This window comes from Mycolicibacterium boenickei (genome assembly GCF_010731295.1).
In the GTDB taxonomy this organism is placed as follows: Bacteria; Actinomycetota; Actinomycetes; order Mycobacteriales; family Mycobacteriaceae; genus Mycobacterium; species Mycobacterium boenickei.
Genome location: NZ_AP022579.1, coordinates 6,426,816 through 6,447,239 on the forward strand (window position 1 = coordinate 6,426,816; position 20,424 = coordinate 6,447,239).

At 65.0% G+C, this 20,424-nt stretch carries 19 protein-coding genes; 2 read left to right on the forward strand and 17 right to left on the reverse strand.

The window, feature by feature from the left end:
• Positions 1 to 109: 109 nt before the first annotated feature.
• The 4 genes from G6N57_RS30810 to G6N57_RS30825 form a co-directional block, all read right to left on the reverse strand.
• Positions 110 to 2,098, reverse strand: coding sequence for an alkyl/aryl-sulfatase (locus G6N57_RS30810; protein WP_234815550.1), 1,989 nt, complete (start codon positions 2,096 to 2,098; stop codon positions 110 to 112).
• A gap of 270 nt (positions 2,099 to 2,368) precedes the next feature.
• Entirely contained in the window at positions 2,369 to 2,698 is a 330-nt protein-coding gene (locus G6N57_RS30815; RefSeq protein WP_077742185.1) for a Rieske (2Fe-2S) protein, read from the reverse strand.
• A 24-nt stretch (positions 2,699 to 2,722) separates the two neighbouring features.
• Positions 2,723 to 4,462: an FAD-dependent oxidoreductase gene (locus G6N57_RS30820; RefSeq protein WP_077742633.1), complete on the reverse strand. Its 1,740-nt coding sequence runs from the start codon at positions 4,460 to 4,462 to the stop codon at positions 2,723 to 2,725.
• Positions 4,463 to 4,632: 170 nt separating this feature from the next.
• A complete protein-coding gene (locus tag G6N57_RS30825) occupies positions 4,633 to 5,919 on the reverse strand; it encodes a glycosyl hydrolase family 28-related protein (protein WP_077742186.1) in 1,287 nt (428 codons plus the stop codon).
• A 119-nt stretch (positions 5,920 to 6,038) separates the two neighbouring features.
• Between G6N57_RS30825 and G6N57_RS30830 the strand changes: the two genes are divergently transcribed.
• Complete coding sequence (locus G6N57_RS30830) at positions 6,039 to 7,232, forward strand: lipase family protein (RefSeq protein WP_077742187.1); 1,194 nt, start codon at positions 6,039 to 6,041, stop codon at positions 7,230 to 7,232.
• 4 nt (positions 7,233 to 7,236) lie between these two features.
• On the opposite strand, the gene G6N57_RS30835 is transcribed toward G6N57_RS30830, so the two are convergent.
• From G6N57_RS30835 to G6N57_RS30865, 7 genes are all read right to left on the reverse strand, one after another.
• Positions 7,237 to 8,889 (reverse strand): ArnT family glycosyltransferase, encoded by a 1,653-nt coding sequence (locus tag G6N57_RS30835; RefSeq protein ID WP_165777753.1) that lies wholly within the window; start codon positions 8,887 to 8,889, stop codon positions 7,237 to 7,239.
• Positions 8,890 to 8,921: 32 nt separating this feature from the next.
• A complete protein-coding gene (locus G6N57_RS30840; RefSeq protein ID WP_077742190.1) occupies positions 8,922 to 10,409 on the reverse strand; it encodes a glycosyltransferase in 1,488 nt (495 codons plus the stop codon).
• Entirely contained in the window at positions 10,406 to 11,929 is a 1,524-nt protein-coding gene (locus tag G6N57_RS30845; protein ID WP_077742634.1) for a hypothetical protein, read from the reverse strand. Before G6N57_RS30845 ends, G6N57_RS30840 begins: the two co-directional genes overlap by 4 nt.
• Positions 11,926 to 13,851 (reverse strand): cellulose biosynthesis cyclic di-GMP-binding regulatory protein BcsB, encoded by a 1,926-nt coding sequence (locus G6N57_RS30850; RefSeq protein WP_234815549.1) that lies wholly within the window; start codon positions 13,849 to 13,851, stop codon positions 11,926 to 11,928. The genes G6N57_RS30845 and G6N57_RS30850 overlap by 4 nt, the downstream gene beginning before the upstream one ends.
• A gap of 181 nt (positions 13,852 to 14,032) precedes the next feature.
• A complete protein-coding gene (locus G6N57_RS30855) occupies positions 14,033 to 14,719 on the reverse strand; it encodes an anti-sigma factor (protein WP_077742194.1) in 687 nt (228 codons plus the stop codon).
• On the reverse strand, positions 14,716 to 15,279 hold the full coding sequence (locus G6N57_RS30860) for a sigma-70 family RNA polymerase sigma factor (protein WP_077742195.1): 564 nt from the start codon (positions 15,277 to 15,279) through the stop codon (positions 14,716 to 14,718). The genes G6N57_RS30855 and G6N57_RS30860 overlap by 4 nt, the downstream gene beginning before the upstream one ends.
• 42 nt (positions 15,280 to 15,321) lie before the next feature.
• Complete coding sequence (locus G6N57_RS30865; RefSeq protein ID WP_077742197.1) at positions 15,322 to 17,037, reverse strand: cytochrome c biogenesis protein DipZ; 1,716 nt, start codon at positions 17,035 to 17,037, stop codon at positions 15,322 to 15,324.
• Positions 17,038 to 17,170: 133 nt separating this feature from the next.
• Here G6N57_RS30865 and G6N57_RS30870 point away from each other — a divergent pair, with 133 nt between their 5' ends.
• The gene (locus tag G6N57_RS30870; protein ID WP_077742200.1) at positions 17,171 to 17,824 is read left to right on the forward strand and encodes a fasciclin domain-containing protein; all 654 of its coding nucleotides are present in this window, start codon (positions 17,171 to 17,173) and stop codon (positions 17,822 to 17,824) included.
• Between the two features lie 68 nt (positions 17,825 to 17,892).
• On the opposite strand, the gene rpsQ is transcribed toward G6N57_RS30870, so the two are convergent.
• The 6 genes from rpsQ to rpsS are packed head-to-tail and all read right to left on the reverse strand — an operon-like array spanning position 17,893 to position 20,416.
• Positions 17,893 to 18,189: a 30S ribosomal protein S17 gene (rpsQ, locus tag G6N57_RS30875; RefSeq protein ID WP_036441247.1), complete on the reverse strand. Its 297-nt coding sequence runs from the start codon at positions 18,187 to 18,189 to the stop codon at positions 17,893 to 17,895.
• Entirely contained in the window at positions 18,189 to 18,422 is a 234-nt protein-coding gene (gene rpmC, locus G6N57_RS30880; protein WP_036441250.1) for a 50S ribosomal protein L29, read from the reverse strand. Before rpmC ends, rpsQ begins: the two co-directional genes overlap by 1 nt.
• A complete protein-coding gene (rplP, locus tag G6N57_RS30885; protein ID WP_019348878.1) occupies positions 18,422 to 18,838 on the reverse strand; it encodes a 50S ribosomal protein L16 in 417 nt (138 codons plus the stop codon). Before rplP ends, rpmC begins: the two co-directional genes overlap by 1 nt.
• Positions 18,839 to 18,840: 2 nt before the next feature.
• Positions 18,841 to 19,674 carry a 30S ribosomal protein S3 gene (rpsC, locus tag G6N57_RS30890; RefSeq protein WP_036389073.1) on the reverse strand — a complete coding sequence of 278 codons (834 nt, stop codon included), beginning with the start codon at positions 19,672 to 19,674 and terminating at the stop codon, positions 18,841 to 18,843.
• Complete coding sequence (gene rplV, locus G6N57_RS30895) at positions 19,674 to 20,138, reverse strand: 50S ribosomal protein L22 (protein ID WP_077742202.1); 465 nt, start codon at positions 20,136 to 20,138, stop codon at positions 19,674 to 19,676. The genes rpsC and rplV overlap by 1 nt, the downstream gene beginning before the upstream one ends.
• Positions 20,135 to 20,416 (reverse strand): 30S ribosomal protein S19, encoded by a 282-nt coding sequence (gene rpsS, locus G6N57_RS30900; protein ID WP_003883480.1) that lies wholly within the window; start codon positions 20,414 to 20,416, stop codon positions 20,135 to 20,137. The genes rplV and rpsS overlap by 4 nt, the downstream gene beginning before the upstream one ends.
• Between the last annotated feature and the right edge of the window lie 8 nt (positions 20,417 to 20,424).

The window sequence follows — 20,424 nt, forward strand, 5'->3', positions numbered from 1 at the left end:
TTATGCCTCCGCGTCAACAGCTTGTTGATGATTTACCGACTGACGCCGAGCGCAGATTCACAAGAAGCCTGTTGCCTCACCCATTTTGGGTGAGGCAACAAGCAACAGGCTACGGGGTGACGATGTTGAACCAGAATGGGAAGGTGTCGAGCATGCCGACGAAGTCGTCGACCGATTGTCGGTTGCCGTCGAGCGTGACCTTGTTCTGGTCGATGCCGTCGTTGAGTTTGAGCTTGCCCAACTGAATCTGGTTCATCGTGTCTTTGGTCAACTTCAAATTCGCGTTGGCGTTCGGGATCGGCGCAGTCGTGTAGTTGAGTACACCGTTCTCGACGCGCAGACCGTATTGCTTGTTGAGATCGGTGAAGTCAACGTTCAACGTGATGTTCTTACCAGCGGCCTTCTGGCCATTGAGTCGCACGGCCAGATAATCGAACATCATCTCCGGAGGCATGGCGTTGATGGTGTCCGGGCTGGCGACATCGGTTCCGCCCGCGCTCGGCACACCGTTGCGCAGTTCGTAGGCGCCCTGCAGATACACCGACCGCCACGGACCGGATTCCGCCTGATAGCCCATCTGCTCAAAGCTGTCTGCCAGAAGGTTCTTGGCGTCGGCATTGTTCGGGTTGGCGAACACCACATGCTTGAGGACCATGGCCGTCCACCGGTATTCGCCGTTGTCGAAGTCCCTCTTGGCCTTCTCCAGGACCGCGGACTCCCCACCCATGTACTCGACGTACTTCTTGCCCGCTGGCTCGGGCGGCAAGTCATCCAGGTCGGCCGGATTACCGTCATACCAACCCATGTAGCGCTGATACACCGCCCGCGAATTGTGCTTCAGCGTGCCGTAATACCCACGGTCGGGCCAGAAGTTGTTCAACTCCGGCGGCATCTGGATCTCTTCGGCGATCTCCGAACCGATCAGGCCGTTGTTCATCAGGCGCACCGACTGGTCGTGAATGTACTTGTACATGTCACGCTGTTTCTTCCAGTAGTCGATGATCTTGTCCTTGCCCCACATCGGCCAGTGGTGGCTCTGGAACTTCACGTCGATGTTCGGCCCGTAGATGTTGATCGTGTCGTCGAGGAACTTCGCCCAGATCCGCGCATCACGTACCTGCGCACCGCGCAGGGTGAGCAGGTTGTGCATGGTGTTGGTGGTGTTCTCCGCCATCCACATGGCCTTGAACTGCGGGAAGTAGGTGTTCATCTCGGTGGGCGCTTCCGTGCCCGGGGTGAACTGGAACTCCATGTCGACACCGTCGACGGTCATCTTCTGCCCCGACGCCGAAATCGTGTCGGTGGGCAGGACCAGCGTCGGCAGACCAGTGGACACCGTCATACCCAGGCCACCGTTGACACCACCCTCGGCATTACGTGGCAACAGTGCGCCGTACATGTAGACCGCGCGCCGACCCATGGCGTTGCCCGCGATCACGTTCTCGCTGACCGCGTCTTCGACGAAGTTCGCCGGAGCGATGATTTTCACCTTGCCCGAGTCGACGTCGGCCTGGTTGATGATGCCACGCACGCCGCCGTAGTGATCCACATGTGAGTGGCTGTGCAGCACGGCGACGATCGGTCGTGGACCCAGCTTCTGATTGACCAGATCCAGTGCCGCCTTGGCGGTTTCGGGCGAGATGAGGGTGTCGTACACGAGCCAGCCGGTATTGCCCCGGATGAACGTGATGTTCGACAGGTCATACCCGCGGACCTGATAGATCTTGTCCGGAACCACCTCGAACAACCCGTATTCCATACACAGCTGGGCGTTTCGCCACAAGCTCGGGTTGACGGTGTCCGGTGCCGGCTTGTCCTCGGCGATGTACTTCTTGTATTCCTCAAGGTCCCACACCACGTTGCCGTCGGCGTCCTTGATCGTCAGGGTCTCCGGTCGCTCCAGCAGCCCACGTTTGGCATCCTCGAAATCGGACTTGTCGTTGAACGGCAAGGCATCGGCGACCTTCTTGTTGGCTTCCTTGGTGGCCTCGCTCGCGCCCTTGACACTGTTGTCGGTCTTGACTGCGCCCCCACCGCCGCCGCCGGACGATCCGCCGCCAGACTCGTCGTTGCACGCTGCGATCAGGGTGGTCGCCACACCGGCCACCGCCAGCCCACCCAGCATCCTGCGCCGCGGCAGCCTCCCACGAAATTCGTCAGACTTATCTGCTTGATATGACTTCGAATTGGGATCCATGCGGGCCAATTATGCCTATGTACGATCCGGATTACGCGGAAAACCAACTCAGCGATCTAATTCGACCCACAAAGGAACGCCACTACCGCCGCGTTGCCAGCAAAGCGAATCGCACAGCAAGCAAAACGATGTCGCATTGCGGCGGTTCCTATACTCCCGGCTCTGCACGGCTCAGCCGGAAATGGTTATCATTCCGTCGGTTTCGGTGACCTCATATGTGGCCAGCGGCCGGACCGCGGGGCCCTTGAGTACCGTCCCCGTGGCGATGTCATAGCGGCACCCATGGCACTGGCACAGAATGGTGGTTCCGGTCAGCATTCCGGCGGACAACGGACATGCCTCGTGCGTGCACAGATCGTCGAACGCGTAGAGCTTCCCGGCGACCCGCGCTACCGACACCCGCCATTTGCGGTCGTCGAGGTAATACGGGTTGACGGCGCCATCCGGCAATTCGTCGGCGCGCCCGAGGCGCCGCTGCGTCGGTGCATTCGGTGTCGTCATGGTGACCTCGCTGATTCTGGGCGCTCAGTACGGGTAATCGGGAATGACGTCCTGGTGCCGGGCGTCCAGTCGAAGCTCCCCGGGTGCGCCGGCGGGGACGACCGGCCGGTGCGGCATGGTCGCGGTCAGCCGTTGGTAACCGGATCCGAGTGGAGGCCGACCGTCCTGGTCACCCTTGTTGGGCCAGAACGACATTGCACGTTCGGCCATCGCGGTGATCGTCAGCGACGGATTGACGCCGGGATTGGACGGCATCACGCTGCCGTCCAAGATGTGCAGGCCGGGTTGACCGAACACCCGGTGATAGGGGTCGACGGCACCTTCCTCGGCGGTGTCGCCGATCGGCATGCCGCCGATGAAATGCGCCGAGGCGGTGCGGTTGATCGATTCGAACAGCATCGCGTACTGCTGTGACCCCATCGTCTCGGCGAGCCGGTCGGCGAACTGCTCGACCACGGGGATGTGTACCGGCGGTGACTTCACGCTGCTCTTGCGACTGCGCAACATGCCGTTCTTCCAATACAACTCGAGCGACGTGTCGTCGGCCTGCATGCACAGCAGGACGGCCATGCGCTCCGACCAATGTCGGGGATCGCTGCCACGCAACACGTTGCCCGGATGGGTGACGAGTTCCTTCAGCAGGTTCAGCGTCGGATGCTTCTGGTCGCCGCGCTGGTGGTAGCTCAACATGAACGCCATCAGGTTGCTGCCGACGCCGTAGTAGACCGGTTCGATGCTGGTCATCTCGTCGGGCCAGACACCGGACGTGATCGACACCGCACCGGGGGTGATGTGGATCTTCTCGGGATCCTCCTTCCACTCGGGGTACGAGCGATTCACGCTCAGCAATTGCTCCGAATTGGTGCGGGCCCGCTCACCGAGCTGGTTCGACATCCCGCGCAGTTTGCCGGCATGCTGCATGTGCAGCAGCAGCTTTGCCGTCCCGTACGCGTGTGCCGCCACGATCACCTGGTCGGCGGTGTAGCGTCGGCGCTGCGCGCGGGCCGCCCGATGTGCCCAGCCCGGATGGCGGGTCAGCACTTCGAACCCGCCGCCCTCCAGCCTCTCGACCTCGTACACCTCGTGTAGTTCGTGAACCTCGGTACCGAGCTTTTCGGCGAGATACAGATAGTTGACCGTCAGCTTGTTCTTGGCGTTGCGCCCGCAGCCGATCATGCAGTCGCCACAGTTGACGCAGCCACGACGACGAGGCCCGGCCCCGCCGAAGTAGGGGTCCTCGACTTCCTCGTCAGGGGTGCCGAAATACACACCCACCGGCGCCCGGTTGAACGTGTGCCCGATACCCATCTCATCGGCGACCTGCCACATGTAGCGGTCAACATCGGTCGGCATGTACGGCACCCGGACCACACCCAACATGCGCCGGGCCTGGTCGATGTAGGGCGCGAGTTCGTCGGCCCAATCGGTGATCCCGGCCCATTCCTGCGCATCGAAGAACCTCCGCGGCGGCACATACAGCGTGTTCGCATACACGTGCGAGCCACCACCGACACCGGCGCCGGACAGAATCAGCACATCATCGAGGAGTTCGATGCGCTGTACTCCGAACATCTCGAACTCTGGCTGCCACAGGAACTTCCGGACATTCCAGCTTGTCTTCGCGATCGAGGCATCGGGCCAGCGTTTGCCGGATTCCATCACGGCAACGCGATAACCCTTCTCGGCGGCCCGCATCGCGGCGACACTTCCGCCGAATCCAGAGCCGATGACGATGACGTCGTAATGGGTACCTGAGGCGGTCATGTTCACCTTTACCTAGCGGGCTGTGCTGGGAAATGCGCGCGAACAGAACCTGACCGTAGTACGAAAGCGCCGGGCCAGCAGCGAATTCGCTGACCTTCATTACGATTTCGCGCTCTCTCGATAAGATTCCTCACCCAAAATGGGTGACTGACCAATGGCTCAAGTACCGGTCACAGGGCCCACCAATTCGCCCCGTCGGAGATCACATCGACAGCCGCACGATCCGCAACGGTGAAATCGCTCTTCCCGTCGATCTCCTGATCCCGTGCGGCACTCAGTGTCACGGCTGCGCCGGAGACGTTCTTGACGGTGTACCGGCAGGTGTTTCGCGCGGCAGTGGGCAGCGTGACGGCCGAAACCCCCGGCGGGACCAGGTAGACGTACTCGGCTCCGGGCGAATCCTCGAACGTGTCACCCCCGGACAACGTCGCGACCGTGCGGTGCACCGGCGACACCGGATTGCCCGATGTATTGCCCGCAATCCCGACGTTACGACCTTCGGCCCGCACCGGGGCGATGCTGTATCCGTTGTTGTCCCACTGGTTTCCGGAGATCGCGATGTCGTCGACATACTGCGCGTCCACCGCGTAGCTCCAGCCCGCCCCGTCGTCGGTGTTGGCGATGAAGTTGCCCGTGATGTTGAACCCTTTGGTCCGGCGGTCGGCGTCAACCGAATAGATGCCGATCGCGGGATACTGGTTCGGCGCGCCCTTGCCGCCGTTCGTGATGTTGTTGCCGACGATCGCCACCTGCTCGTCATCGGACTCCAGCCACGGCGGCATCGTGAAAACGATGGCCTCCCGGCGCGCGCCTTCACAGATGTTGCCGATGATCGTCAGTTGCTTGTTCCCGCGTAGCTCGATGTTGTGCTGCGGCGCCCCGTCGAGGTGGTTGGCCAGGATGCGCACCGGCCCGGCCTCGATCGACAGGTTGGGCCCCGTCGATCCGATGTTGTTGTTCACGATCCACGAGTCGAAGAACCGGTATGTGGTGTAAATGCCGTAGCCCGTGCTCTGCTCGATGAAATTGTCATCGACCCAATTCAGCAGGCCCTCGGTGTTGGCGTTGAGCCGCATGCCGTAATCGGTCCACCCGACCATCCAGCAGTGCTTGACGTAGCTCTTGTCCAGGTCGACGTCCAGTGCCGGCGAGCCCTGAAAGTCGGTATCTATCTTCAGATTCTCGATCCGGCTTTCGGTCCAGCATCCACTGATCGGCGTGACGTTCGTGGTGACCCGCAGGCGCGCGGCACGCTCACCGTCACCGAGCAGCCAGACGTGGGAGAACCCGTCCGCGCCGTTCCCGATCGAACCCGACAGCGCGTATTCACCGGCGGGGAAGAACACGGTGCCGCCACCGGCCTCGGCAGCCTGCCGGATCGCGGCCATCACAGCCGCATGGTCGTCGGTCGTCCCATCCCCGGTGGCACCGTGCGACGTCACATCGATCACAGCCATGCTGCCCAATCTATTACCGAAGACGGTCGTCCAATCGGCCATCCGGCGTAGCCACAGCGCCCGCAGTGAAATGATGGAGGCCGCCCACCGCATACGGATCACCAGCTAGGGGACGCCAGATGGTTCGAGTCGTCGTCGCGCTCTTATTCGCTCTCGCCGTCCTCACCGCGTGCGGTGGATCGTCGGACCGGGCCGCGACCGAACGTCCCGACGACGCCGGCCACGTTCTCTCCGAAGCGCCGCTGGAGAATCTGGTCCCGGACCTGCGCGAGGCCAGCTCGTCGGCCAAGACCATCACGTACGCCTCCCGCAACGGAGTCAACGACGCGGTCTCGCACGTGACCGGGACGGTGTTCGTGCCCAAGGGCAATCCGCCCAAAGACGGATTCCCGGTGGTCGCGCTGGGGCACCGAACGGCGGGGACGGCCGCTGACTGCGCACCGTCCCTGTCGCCCGACCTGCGCGGCGAAGCGAGCACCGTGGTGGCGCTGCTGAAGGCCGGGTACGTCGTGACCGTGCCCGACTATCAGGGGCTCGGAAAGCCCAGTGCACCCGACGAGTACGACTTCCACCCCTATCTGGACTCCACCACGGCCGGCTACAACATGATCGACGCCGTGCGGGCCGCCCGGACCATGGTGCCCGATACGTCGACATCCTGGGCGGCGCTGGGCGCCCGCGAGGGTGGCCAAGCCGCCTGGGCCGCAAACGAACTCATCGACAACTACGGTTACGACCTCAATCTGGTCGCCACCGCGTCACTGGCTCCGACGGCGAACATCGACGACCTCGCGGATGCCGCGATGGCCGGCACGCTGAACACCGACCAGAAACTGGCCTACATCGCCTACCTCGCCGCGCTGAAAGACCAGTACTACTACGACTTCGAACTCGACGACTATCGGCGTGGGGCGGCCCAGGAGAATTGGGATGCGCTGCTCGGCTGTGGGGATGGCGCACAACGAATCGCACTGGCGGACAAACTCAGCGCCGACGACCTCCGCCCGGCGGATCCCGAGGCGCTGGCGACCTTGCGGGGCTACCTCCAGAAAACGAACCTGCCGCAGGGACCCACCGCGGCGCCGATGTACATCATCTACGCCGGGAGGGACTCGGTCATCCCCGCTGCGTCGACGGAGCGGGCACTCACCGAAGCCTGCAAGATGGGCGACGGCATCCAGATCGCCTTCTGGCCCGACGCCACACGGGAAGCGGTGGAACCCGTCGCCGCGCTGGGCTGGCTCAACGATCGCATGAAATCCATTCCGGCGGCCAATGACTGCCAGGCATTCCTCGCAGCTCACCCACGCTGATCCGTCATCCCCGGCCGACTGGCTCGTTCACCCGGTAGAGCCGCCAATCCGGCTGGCCATCACCGTCATTGGGGATCTCCAACTCCAGCGTCGCGACCTCGGCCCCGGTGTCGTACAGCGTCGGGTAGCGAACGTTGAGTGCATCGGAAGTGCCCCGGCCGGTCCGCGGCACCGCGAGCAGATACCGGATCCCGTTGGCGGGCGGATCGTTGAGCAGCTCGGTGAAATCCGGGTCTGACGGGATCACGAAGACCCGCGGCCTGCTCGACGCGGCCAGGATACCGAAACCGTAGACGGTGTCGGTGATCACCGAGCTGTCCGGCAGATTCAGGGTCTCCAGGTACTGGGCGATCTTGCGCTCGGTGCCGAACGTCCTGGCGATCCGGTGCTCGATGGACTTGCGATCGGTGACGTTGTACGGGTCGGGGTTCAGTATCGCGCCGAGCCCGTATTCCTGTGGCGCATATTTGGGTTGCGCCATGCCGAACAACGTCAGCGGAATGCCCAGGGCAACCGTTGCGGCGACGGCGACGTACCGCGCCGTGGAACCGCGCTGCGGTGTCTCAGTCGGCGCCGGTGGCGCATACCTACCGCGTCGGGTCGGCTCTCTGAGCACACCGTCCGGCACCGCGAGCATCGCCAGGCAGGCCGTCATCGGAATGGCGATGATGAAGAACCGCAGGAATGGGAACGTCGAACCGGTTGCGTAGCTGTAGGTCTGGAATGCCAGCACAGCACCGAACATCGTCAGCGGCACGACGAGCACCTGCCAGTGCGGGCGCGCCCAGCGTTGCATCGCAACCCACAACGCCAGCGGCAGCATGGTCGGAGCCAGCAGCATGATGCAGACCATGGCGAACTCGACGCCGTTACCGAAGTTGGGCGCCGTCTGCCCGGACTGCTCGAGGATGGCGGTGTTGCCGTACTGCGAAGTGAATTGCGCGAACGCCTCACCGGTGATCAACCAGCCCGCGGCTGCCCACCCGAAGAACGCCAGGACACCCGGGCCGCTCACGATCAGCATGTCCAAGACGGCCCGCCGCATCCTGGGCGGCGGCTTGGCGCGCAGGTACGTGGTGATCCCCACGAGCAACCCGGCGGAACCGACCGAGGCGAGCGCGTCGTAGCGGGTGAGGTAGGCCAGCCCCATCGCGATGCCGCCGGCGGTGATGAGATGGTGCACATCGTCATCGGCCATCCACAATATGAGCCGACGCACCGCCCACGACATGAAGAAGATGAACGGCGCCTCACTCATCCCGTTGGAGCCGTAGAAGACGATCATCGGGTTGAGGGCGAACAGCAGCGTGATGGTCACCGAATATGCCCGTGGCAGACCGCGATCGGTGCCCATGCTCAGGATCTGCACGGCGGCGCCGGCCATGAACAACGACGACATGATCGTCCCCGCGAAGGCCCGGACCGCGATGTCGGGCCACCACGGGCTCAGCAGGACTGCGGGAATCTGCACCATGGCGGACACCGGGGTGAAGATGAACCCCAAGGCCGCCAGGTGCGGATCGCGGCTGAACAACACGGATTGAGTGGCCACCACGCGAGACAGGGTGTCGCCCATGATGAAGTCGTGGCCGACCTGCAGCCAGTAACCGACCGCGAGGTAGACGACCAGCAACGCGAAATAGACCGTGATCTTCATTCGGCGGTCCGAGCCGCCGAGCACGGCGCCGGTCACGCCACGGCCTTCGCTTCGGCGGCCGCCTCCCCGGGGCGCCCGGACAGACCGTGAAACGTCTTCTCCCAGTAGGACGGCTGGCGGATCAACTGGTACAGGCCCTTGGCCGCGGCGATGCTCATCATCAGCCAGAACAGCGGCACGCTCAGCGCAGCCAGGAGCAGATCGGACCGGTCGTCCTCACGCAGCGCGATCATGTTCATGTACATCACGGTCACATTGCCGATGATCATCGCGATCAGCGCCGGGAAGTAGATGAGCGGCGGAAACACCTGCGCGACCACCCCGGGCTGGCCCAGGAACCACAGCACGGTGATGAACCAGAACAACAGGTTGAGTACCGCGATGATCGGCGTGCCGGCGAGCACCAGGTTGAACCGGACGAAACTGCGTAACCCCAAGGTGCGGTACAGCTTCAGCGGCTCACGGATATGGACCAGCCAGGTCTGCAGATAACCCTTGTACCACCGGGACCGCTGCCGGACCCAGTTGATCGCGTCACTGTTGGCCTCCTCCAGCGTGTACGAGTCGATCACAGCGGTGCGATATCCGTATGACGCGATGCGCAGGCCGAGGTCGGCGTCCTCGGTGACGTTGAACGGATCCCAGGCGCCGATCTCCCGCAGGATGTCGCGGCGCAGGTGATTGGACGTGCCGCCCAACGGAATCGGCGACGAGCTCACCATCATGCCGGGCAGCAGGTAGCCGAACCACAATGCATACTCGGCGGTGAACCAGGCGGTCAGCAGGTTCTGGTGCCCGTTGTGATACACCAGTTTGGCCTGCACACAGGCCACCTCGTCGGGAAGATCGCGGAACGCCGCGACCACCCGGCGTAACTGCAACGGCTCGGGCAGGTCCTCGGCGTCGAAGATCGTGACGATCTCCCCCGTGGCGAAATGCAGACCGTAGTTGCACGCCTTGGGCTTGGTCCGCGGATCCGCCGGCGGCACCAGCAGGATGGTGATGACCTCTGACTCTCCGCATGCTTTCGCTGCTTCGATGGTCACGTGATCGTCGGCCTCCAACAGCAGGAGCACCTGCAAGCGGTCCCGCGGATACTCCAGCGCATCCATCGCCGCGATGAGGTCGGCCACCACTTCCGGCTCGTTGTAGGCAGGCACCAGGATGGTGTACGGCGGCAACTCCTCGTCCGGAATGGCTCGCGCCACGTCATCGGGAATGACGATGGGCCGTGACGCGAGGCCGCGCTTGAAGATCAACACCCGGTCGGCGAGTGTCAAAAGATAAGCGAGCGTGCACAACCCGATCAGCACGACGACGGTCTCCAGCGGCTTCCAGATACCGAGGGCGACCACGATGATCAGAACGGCCACGATCACCGGCCGCTGCCAACCCATCAAGGGCTTCGACGCCGAATGCATCGGCTCGTCGTCACGCAGGCCGTTGATCGCCCGGTCGAGCGCGTACGCCCGCTGTTCCTCGGTGACGCTGTCCGCATCGAACGTCCCGTTGAATGTCATCGGGCAGCCTCCGCGTGGGCGAACTGCGCGGCGACGAACGCGCGGCCGAACTCAGTCAACAGCTCCTCGTCTTTGAAAGACGGCCGGCTCTGGACCAGCACCGCATTACCCCGGAACAGCACGGTCAGCAGATTGCGGAGGGTCGACACCAGACCCCGCTGCGGATTGGGAAACGGCGCGTCCGGCAGATGGTTGTCCACCGCGAAGATGTCGACGACCATCTCCTCGTCCTGGTCACCCCACGCGAACCGCAACACGTCCCAGGTGACCAACAGACGGTCGTCGACCGCCGACACCAGCTTGCCCGTGACCCCGTGCCCGAGGTCGATCGACAGCTGGCTGCTCAGCCGCGCAGCCGTGGTGTCATAGAGCACCTGACCGGGGTAGGCGTCGAACGAGAACGGCAGGTCGCTGACGATGCTGTCGACCATGAGGGTGCGCGGCGCCGACAGTTTGTCGAACCGCGGATCACCGACGTCGGCGGTCATCCGCTGCCGCACCAGTTTCGCGCCGTCGCCGTAATAGCGAGATACGTCGGCGACGGTGTCCACCCCGGTGATCGACCAACCCGGCGGGGCAACCAGCCCCTGCCCGGGCGTCAGGTCGAATGGCACCGTCCGGCTGATCTGGGTGGTACTCGTCTGAGTGGGAAGCGGCATGAGCGCCAATCCCACCGCGACCGCGACCACGACCGGGATGGCCGACCAGATCTGTTTGGCGGCAAGGGGTTCGACCTTGCGGGTGAACAGCTCCTTGGTCAGGTTCCGGCGCCGGTACACGAACGCGGCGCCGCCGACCACCACGATGGACGTCAGCGACGGGATCATCTGATATGCGAGGATCGGCGCGTCGGGCGCCAGCACCTCCAGACCCACGAGCACCACCAGGCCGAAGGCGAACGACACCGCCGCTCCGATGGCCGCGCGCCTGCGCGTGCGGCCCACCGCGATCGCCGAAGCGGCGGCGGCGATCAACAACGTCCCGATCCCGGCGGGGAACTTCCCGCCGCCGAGCAGGATCACGACCACCTGATAGGGCAGCGCCGATGACAGTCCCATCAACGCCCAGGCCCAACCGAATCTGGCCACCGGGCGGATCCCGAACAACACCAGTGCGCTGCTGAGTACGAAAACCCACATCGCGAAGATGTCGAGGCGCACCAGGTGGAAGAACTCGGAGTACCGCTTGAGCAGGACACCTTGGACCATAAGTGCCAGGCCGAGCCCGATGACACCGACGATCACATCGGTCTGGCGGTCATGGATGGGCAGTTCGGTGCGGCGACGGAAATCGATCCCGACCGCCGCCAGGGCGGCTGCGACCGGAACCATCCACATGTATCCGATCAGGCCGCCGGCCAGCGTGGTCTGCCACAGGTTCGCCAGACTGTGCCGGAATGCCACTGCGGTGAGCGCCAGGATGAGGGCCCAACGGGCAGTCAGCCGGACCGCTGGATTCAGCGAGAACCACCACGCTGCCAGCCGGTCCCACTCGCCACGGGTGTCTGCGGCCGTCGTCACGACGTGCCCCGGGACCGCCCACGCCAAGCGACCAGACCGGCGCCCAGCGCCGCGAGCACCACAGCACCGGCTCCGACCCACAGCCGCAGCGACTTTCGATCCGCGACGACCGCACCTTCCGGCTCGGCGGCCGGCGTGGTCAGCGAGAAGGGTTCGCGTCCCGGCATCGCCAGCGCGGCGTTACCGGACAATCCCGACCACAGTTCCACGTCACCGCCCAACCAGCCGAGCAGCCGGTCCAGCTCGGCAGGCGCATTGCTTGAGGTAGCGATCAAGACCGACCGACCACCCGTGTACACGGACTGCAGTGATCCGAAGCCAACCTTCGGATCCAGGGTCAGCGTGGACGAGTTGCCCGACCCGTCAACGTCTTCGACGGTGATGACGCCTTCGGAATCGACCGCGACGGGCAGCGCGATCCGCTTGTCGTTCCAGCCCTCGGCACTGATCAGCAAGGCAGGGTTGGACGAGGCAACCGCGTCGGCCACCGAACGGACCTCCGCCTCGAACGGACGCGAGCTCAGGCGCTGCAGCCCGGTCAGGATCTGGACCGCACGCCGGAGATCGGCGAACCCTTCGTCCATGCCCACCTCGACCCGCGGCATCAGCGCCTGCGGCAGCGACTGGAAACCGGCAGGCACAGGAGGTTTCGCCAGCTTGCTCTCCACCGGGCTCTCGCCGTCGATCGTCAGCGTGATCGGCTGGAATTCACCGCACCGGCCGGTGTTTCCCGCGGCATCGATCGCGACGTCCAAGTTGGTGTAACGCTGCAGGAGCCGGTCCGGTACGTCGACCCACCTGTCGATCCGGCCGTTCGCCTCGGTCGACCACCGATCGAGGGTCTGCCCACCGATGCTGACCACCACTTGGCCCGCGATACCGGCGGGCAGTGGGGTGTAGGACCCCTGCAGATGGATCCGCACATCGTGCACCGTCCGACCGAGCCTGGTCTGATCCAGCGGGATGGTGACCCTGGGATTGACCAGTGCGGTCGCATTGACTCCGGGCTGGCCGAGCTGACGGATCGTGGTGTGCTCAGCGGGCAGCTGGGGGGTGTTGGACAGCGGCCCCACAACGGCCTTCGACTGCACGGCAAGTTTCGAAATGTCGCTGGACAGCAACCGGGCCTGGTTCGTCACCTCACCGGCGGGTCCCGAAATCAGCAGGGCCGGAACCGTATTCGGGCCCTGCAGGCTCAGGCCGGGTGCGTCGCCCTCGCGCACTATGACCTGGCGCTCCAGCGGCTGCGGCGCCGCGACCGGTCCCCCGTCCGTCGTGACGATGTCGACCGCCGGCCGCTGGAAGCTGTAGCGGGCCACCACCGCCGTCGCGACCCGGATCGCCGCATCGGACTCGGACCGTGACGGATTCGGCGGGACGAACAGCGTCAGCTTGTCCAGCACCGGCGGCAGGAAGTCGGCGATCGCGGTCGGCGGTTGTTCCAGACCGGTGAACCGCACGTCGCTGTTGATCAGCCGCAGCGGATTGTGCAGCTCGTATGCGCAGTACCCGTCGGGCATGGTCAGGTAGCTGTTCAACTGCACCGTCACCGCATTCCCCACCACCCGCGCACCCGCGAGGGGAACGGTGATCGATGCCTGATCCGGCGGCAGCGGTACCCGGGACAGCACCCGCCGATCCTGGGTCACCTCGAGAGTCCCGCCGCGGGTGTTGACGGGGAGTTGCACGGTCCCGACCAATTCGGCGGGGGTCAGTCCGCGCGGCACCGGGACGGTCAGGGTTTGCGACCCCTGAAGGCCGTACAACGCGATGTCCGAATCGACACCGAGCGTGCGGAGGTTCAGCGTCGGGGAACTGACCAGCGAGGGGTCGTCGCCCGGGGCGGCCGTGGCCGTCCCCGGCATGACGACCGCGGTAGCGACAAGGGCGGTGGCAAACAGCCGAGAGATGCGGGCAGTCACTCGATGCAGCTTATGCCGCACGTGGGGACTTAGCTGGATGAACGGAAAAGGTGATGCAATGCGCACCCACGGCGCGGCGCGGAAGGTTTCGGACGAATTCGCTGAGACTTCCGGTCGCCGTTGAAGTGCCGCAAACAGCGGCTCGAACTCACCCGAAGGCTCGTTCGCCGGGTGGGGCCACTCACGTCAACGAAAGCCGCGCCACCATCTCCCCCGTCGGCCGCGGCGACCCGCCGTCGGGCTCCATGGTGAACGCCAACGCCGTCGAATCCCCCAGATCCCGCACCATGGCAGTGGTCGACGGTGCGACCGCCTCCAGCATTCCCGCGGACGCCGGCCCCGCATCGGTCATCAGCCACATCTGATAGGCCATGCCCGGCGGGGGCGGTGCCGCGTTGTTCACCACCAGGACCCCGCTCCGTTCGTCGCGGGAGTACATGAACGTCGCGGTGCCACCGGCGCCGAGTTGCGCTGTCGCCGTGCGGACATCGCCCGCCGAGAGCACCTGTTCCGCCGTCGTCGGGGCGCTCGCCGGACGGAGGGCCAGGCCCGCACCGAAGCCCCCCGCAGCGACCACCACGGCCGCGGCGGCCGCCACCAACCCTGTGCGCCAACGGGAGCGGTCACGGCGCGGAGCCCCCGAAACCGCAAGCGCCTGTTGCCGCAGCGACGCCGGTGGCGCCGTCGCGTACGTCGACGAGGCCTTCGCCATCGCCTCGCGCACCGCTCGTACCTCGGCGCGGAACGCCTCGGCGATCTCGGCGGGCGCATCGGCCAGCCGACGTTCGATGTCGGCGCGCTCGGCGTCGGACACCGCATCCAACGCGTATGCGGTCGCCAGATCGGGCAGCTCGGAATCGCTGGTCATGTCACCCCCAGACAATCACGGAGCCGGCGCAGCCCATCGCGCATTCGGGTCTTGACCGTGCCCAGACTGGTCGACAGCCGCTCCGACACCTCCGGGTACGTCAGCCCGTCGTAGTACGCCAGCTCGATGGCCTGTCGTTGCAGGTCGGTCAGCGAACCCAGGCAGTCGGCCACCTGCCGTCGTTCGTCGGACCGGATCGCCGAATCTACGACCACATCGGTGTCGGGTTCGGTGCTCACCGCGGTGTAACGCGCCTCGCGCCGGCTTGAGGCCACTTCGGACCGCACCCGATCCACCGCGCGGCGATGCGCCAGGGTCATCAACCACGCCAGCGCCGACCCCTGCTGCGGGTCGTAGTCCGACGCATTGCGCCAGACCTGCGCGTAGACGTCCTGCGTGGTCTCTTCGCTGTATCCGGGATCGCGCAGGATGCGGATGACCAGTCCGTATACCCGGGCGCTGGTGGCGTCATACAGCCCGGCGAACGCCTCGGCGTCGCCGCGGGCCACCCGGCGCAACTGAGCGTCGAGGACGGTGCTCACGTCCGGCATGCGTGCCATCGATCGGTAGCCTAACGCCGAGTCGACACTGCTCATCGTCGCTCACCCATAAGTGAACGAGAAAGCCTGCAGCCCTTGGCTCAACCGGACCTCGATCTCACCACGGTGCGCGTCGCGATCACTGACGATCTGACGCAGGGTGGGCGGCCCGCTCACCGCCACGGTTGTCGTCTCACCGCCGCGCAGCACCGTCACTGTGCCGGTCCCTCCCACGACGAGGTAAACCTGCCTGGCCTGGTAGTTGAGCTTGATCGCCGAACCGTCGCCCTGCGCGGTGGCGCCCTGGTAGTCCAGGTGCCACGGCCCGCGCAGCGCGAACGAGTCGCCAGGCAGGTTCTTCGGATAATCGAACGTCGCGTCGCCCTCGTCGTACGTGCCACCGCCCGCATAGTTGATCTCCTTGCCCACCCCGAGATAGGTCTCGGGCGTCAGCACCGACGTCGGCGTGGAATCGGCTGAGTTCACCGGGGCCGGCAATGCGCTGCCCTTCGCTTCCATCAGCAGCTCGCGGATCAACCGTTCCGTCGTGTCGTAGCCGCCTTCACCGAACTTCACATGCCGCACAACACCATTCGCATCGATCAGGTACTCGGCCGGCCAATAGCGGTTCTCGTAATTCGTCCACGTGGAGTACGAGTTGTCCAGGGCGACCGGATACGTGATGCCCAGGTCGGCCGCACCTTTCGCCACGTTGCCGGGAACCCGCTCGAATGCGTACTCCGGGGTGTGCACACCGATCACGGTCAGACCGGAGTCCTGGTATCTGTCGTACCAGTCGACGACGTGGGGAATCGCCCGTTGGCAGTTGATGCACGAGTACGCCCAGAAGTCGATGAGTACCACTTTGCCGCGCAGCGACTTGAGGTCGACCGGGGCTCCGTCAGGCGTGTTGAGCCAGCTGGCAATGCCGGTGATTTCCGGTGCGGGACCGCAGTTCTGGAGTTCCTCCGCACCTTCTGGGCATTTCGACAACTCCTCGCCGGCGGTCGGACCCAGCCGGTCCCGAACCTCGCCGGCCGTGGCGACCCGGTCCTGCAACCCGCTGGTGTAATCCGGAATCGCTCGCTGCAGCTTCGCCGGGACGTCGGCAGCCAACGCCACCGCGAACACCAGCATGACGATGCCCCCGATCAGCCGGATCTTGCGCTGCTGACGGCGGAATGCGTTGACGCGCTCGACAACCCGCCGCCCAGCCAGCGCGAAGGCAAACAGAGGAAGCGCGGCGCCGATCGCGAACGACAGGGTCAGCACGACTGTGTTGGCTCCGATCGAACCGGTCGCTCCGGCGACGACGATTGCCGCGAGAACCGGACCGGCGCATGGCACATAGAGCACACCGAGCGCCAAGCCGAGGCCGAAACCACTACTTCCAGAACCGAACTGCTTCTGCGGAATCCTGCTGAACGGTTTCTCCAGAAGCTGCTCGAGGCGCGGGAAGATCAGGCCCAACCCGATCAGTGTCAGCGCCAGCAGGCCCGCCCAACGAAGCGCGTCCTGAGGCAGGTGCAACAGCTGCAGCAGCGCCGAGCCGGCCAACGTCACCACGCTGAAACTCAGCACCAGCCCGGCGATCACGCGATACGGGCGCAGTGTCTCGGACAGTGTGGGCTTCGCGGAAACGATCGTCGTGCCGTGCGCCTCGGTGACGCGCGCACTCTGCGCTCCCGAGAAGAAGATGACCGGCAGCACCGGCAGGATGCACGGCGAGATGCCGGTGATGAGACCGCCGAGGAATCCGATGAGCACCAATGTGTACATGCCCGGTATTCGGCGCCGACGTCGCGCCGGATTGGTTCGTATCGAAACCCATCCGGATCCGCACCCGCTCCGAATACCCACCGACCGAGAAAGCGACGGCGGTCACCGTCAATCACCCACAGGGAGTCGGAAAATGTTGATCCTTCAATACAAGATGGCCGCGGTGGCGGCGATGTCTGCGACAGCACTGTTCGCGCTGCCCGCCTGTTCGACTGACACCGCACAATCCGCACCGGCAACGCCGGAGATGACCATGGCACCCGCGGCACCGATAGCCGCAGACCCGGCGTCAGACCTGGTCGGCCCGGGCTGTGCGTCGTACGCGGAAAAGGTTCCGTCCGGTCCGGGGTCGGTCATGGGGATGGCCCAGGATCCGGTCACCGTCGCCGCGTCGCACAACCCGCTGCTGACGACGCTCACCGCGGCAGTCTCCGGAAGGCTGAATCCGAACGTGAACCTGGTCGACACCCTCAACGGAGGTGAGTTCACCGTATTCGCGCCTACCGACGACGCTTTCGCCAAGATCGACCCGGCCACCATCGAGGTGCTGAAGTCGGACTCCGCGATGCTGACCAAGATCCTGACCTATCACGTCGTGCCCGGGCAGGCCAGCCCGGCCAAGGTGATCGGCAACCGGCCGACCGTGCAGGGTGCATCCGTGCGGGTGACCGGCTCGGGTGACGCGCTGAAAGTCGATGACGCATCGGTGGTCTGCGGCGGGGTCCACACTGCCAACGCGACGGTCTATCTCATCGACACGGTGCTCATGCCGCCCGCCGATCAATGACGAGCAGACGGAAAAACCCCCAAAACCCGAGAGTTTTGGGGGTTTTCGCGTCTGCTCGCGCGAGAAAGCTACTTCGCCTTCTCCAACACCTCGACCAGGCGCCACCGCTTGGAGGCCGACAGCGGCCGGGTCTCCATCAGCGAGACGCGGTCGCCGATGCCGGCGTCACCGTTCTCGTCGTGCGCCTTGACCTTCTTGGTGGTCCGGATGATCTTGCCGTAGAGCGGGTGGCTCTTACGATCTTCCAGCTCGACCACGATGGTCTTCTGCATCTTGTCGCTCACCACGTAGCCGATGGCGGTCTTGCGACGGCCACGGGTCTCTTCGGTGCGCGGAGTGTGCTTGGGGCCCTTAGTCTCCGCCATTAGCTTTCCTCACCTCCGGGCCCGGAAGCCAGACCCAACTCACGTTCACGCAGCACGGTGTAGACCCGTGCGATCTCCTGGCGCACAGTGCGCAGCCGACGGTTGTTGGCCAGCTGACCGGTTGCCATCTGGAAGCGCAGGTTGAACAGCTCTTCCTTCGACTCGCGCAGCTTGTCCTTCAACTCGGTGTCGGACAGTTCGCGCAGTTCACCAGGCGTAGTTCCCACTGCCATCAGAACTGCTCCTCTCGACTCACGATGCGTGCCTTGATCGGCAGCTTGTGGATTGCGCGAGTCAGTGCTTCCTTGGCGATCTTCTCGTCGGGGTAGCTGATCTCGAACAAAATGCGGCCCGGCTTGACGTTGGCGACCCACCACTCCGGCGAACCCTTACCGGAACCCATGCGGGTCTCGGCGGGCTTCTTGGTCAGCGGGCGGTCCGGGAAGATGTTGATCCAGACCTTGCCGCCACGCTTGATGTGCCGGTTGATGGCGATACGAGCGGACTCGATCTGCCGGTTGGTGATGTAGGCGTGGCCCAGGGCCTGGATGCCGTAGTCACCGAAGCTCACGGACGTGCCACCGCTGGCGATGCCACGCTGCCGTGGGTGGTGCTGCTTACGGTGCTTGACCTTGCGGGGAATCAGCATGATTAGTTCTCCGTGCTCTCAGCTGCGGGCGCCGAAGCAGCCGCGGCCTCGGTTGCGGCCGGTGCATCGTCACCGGTCGCGGCGCGGCCGGCCTCGGTGCTCGTCGCCGTGGTGCCCGAGGCACCGCTACGACGCGGCCGGGTGCCCGACGGACGCTCACGACGCGGCCGGTCACTGGCCGGCGCGGCGGCGGTGAGCTCACGCTTGCCACCGACGATGTCGCCCTTGTAAATCCACACCTTCACGCCGATCCGGCCGAAGGTGGTCTTGGCCTCGTAGAGGCCGTAGTCGATGTCCGCGCGCAGCGTGTGCAGCGGAACCCGACCCTCGCGGTAGAACTCCGAGCGGCTCATCTCAGCACCGCCGAGGCGGCCCGAGCACTGCACCCGGATGCCCTTGACGTTGGGCTGACGCATGGCCGACTGGATCGCCTTGCGCATCGCGCGACGGAACGCCACGCGGTTGCTCAGCTGCTCGGCAACACCCTGGGCGACGAGCTGAGCCTGCGACTCAGGGTTCTTCACCTCGAGGATGTTGAGCTGAACCTGCTTGCCGGTCAGCTTCTCCAGGTCGGCGCGGATGCGGTCGGCCTCGGTGCCGCGGCGGCCGATGACGATGCCGGGACGCGCGGTGTGGATGTCAACGCGAACCCGGTCACGGGTGCGCTCGATCTCCACGTCGGCGATACCGGCGCGCTCCAGACCAGTGGCCAGCAGACGCCGGATGGCGACGTCTTCCTTCACGTAGTCCGAGTACTGCTTGTCGGCGTACCAGCGGGACTTCCACTCGGTGGTGATACCGAGGCGGAAACCGTGGGGATTGATCTTCTGGCCCACTACTCCGAGCCTCCCTTCGTCTCGGCCGTGCCCTTCGTGGCAGCAGCCTTGCTGCCCTGCGCACGACGGCTACGCGCCGAGGCTGCGGCCGCGCCCTTCTGCTTGGGCGGACGGCTCTCCACGATGACGGTGATGTGGCTGGTGCGCTTGCGGATCCGGAACGCACGCCCCTGGGCACGCGGACGGATGCGCTTGGCCGTCGGACCCTCGTCGGCGGTGATGGTCGCAACCACCAGCGTCGTCGGGTCCAGGCCCTCGTTGTTCTGCGCGTTGGCGGCAGCGCTGGCGATCACCTTGGCGACCGGCTCGCTGGCACCCTGCGGCGCCCACCGCAAGATGTCGAGGGCTTCCTCGACGCTCTTGCCGCGGACCAGATCGATGACACGGCGGGCCTTGCTCGCCGAGACGCGCACGAAGCGCGCCTTCGCCTGTGCGGACGGGTATTCAGTGACTGTGGTACTCATCGCCGCTTGCTCTTCCGGTCGTCCTTGATGTGACCCTTGAAGGTGCGCGTCGGGGCGAATTCGCCGAGCTTGTGCCCGACCATCGCCTCGGTGACGAACACCGGGACATGCTTGCGGCCGTCATGCACCGCAAAGGTGTGCCCGATGAAGTCGGGGAGGATGGTCGACCGACGCGACCAGGTCTTGATGACCTGCTTGGTGTTCTTCTCGTTCTGAACGTCGACCTTCTTGAGCAGATGGTCGTCGACGAACGGACCCTTTTTGAGACTACGAGGCATCGCTGCTA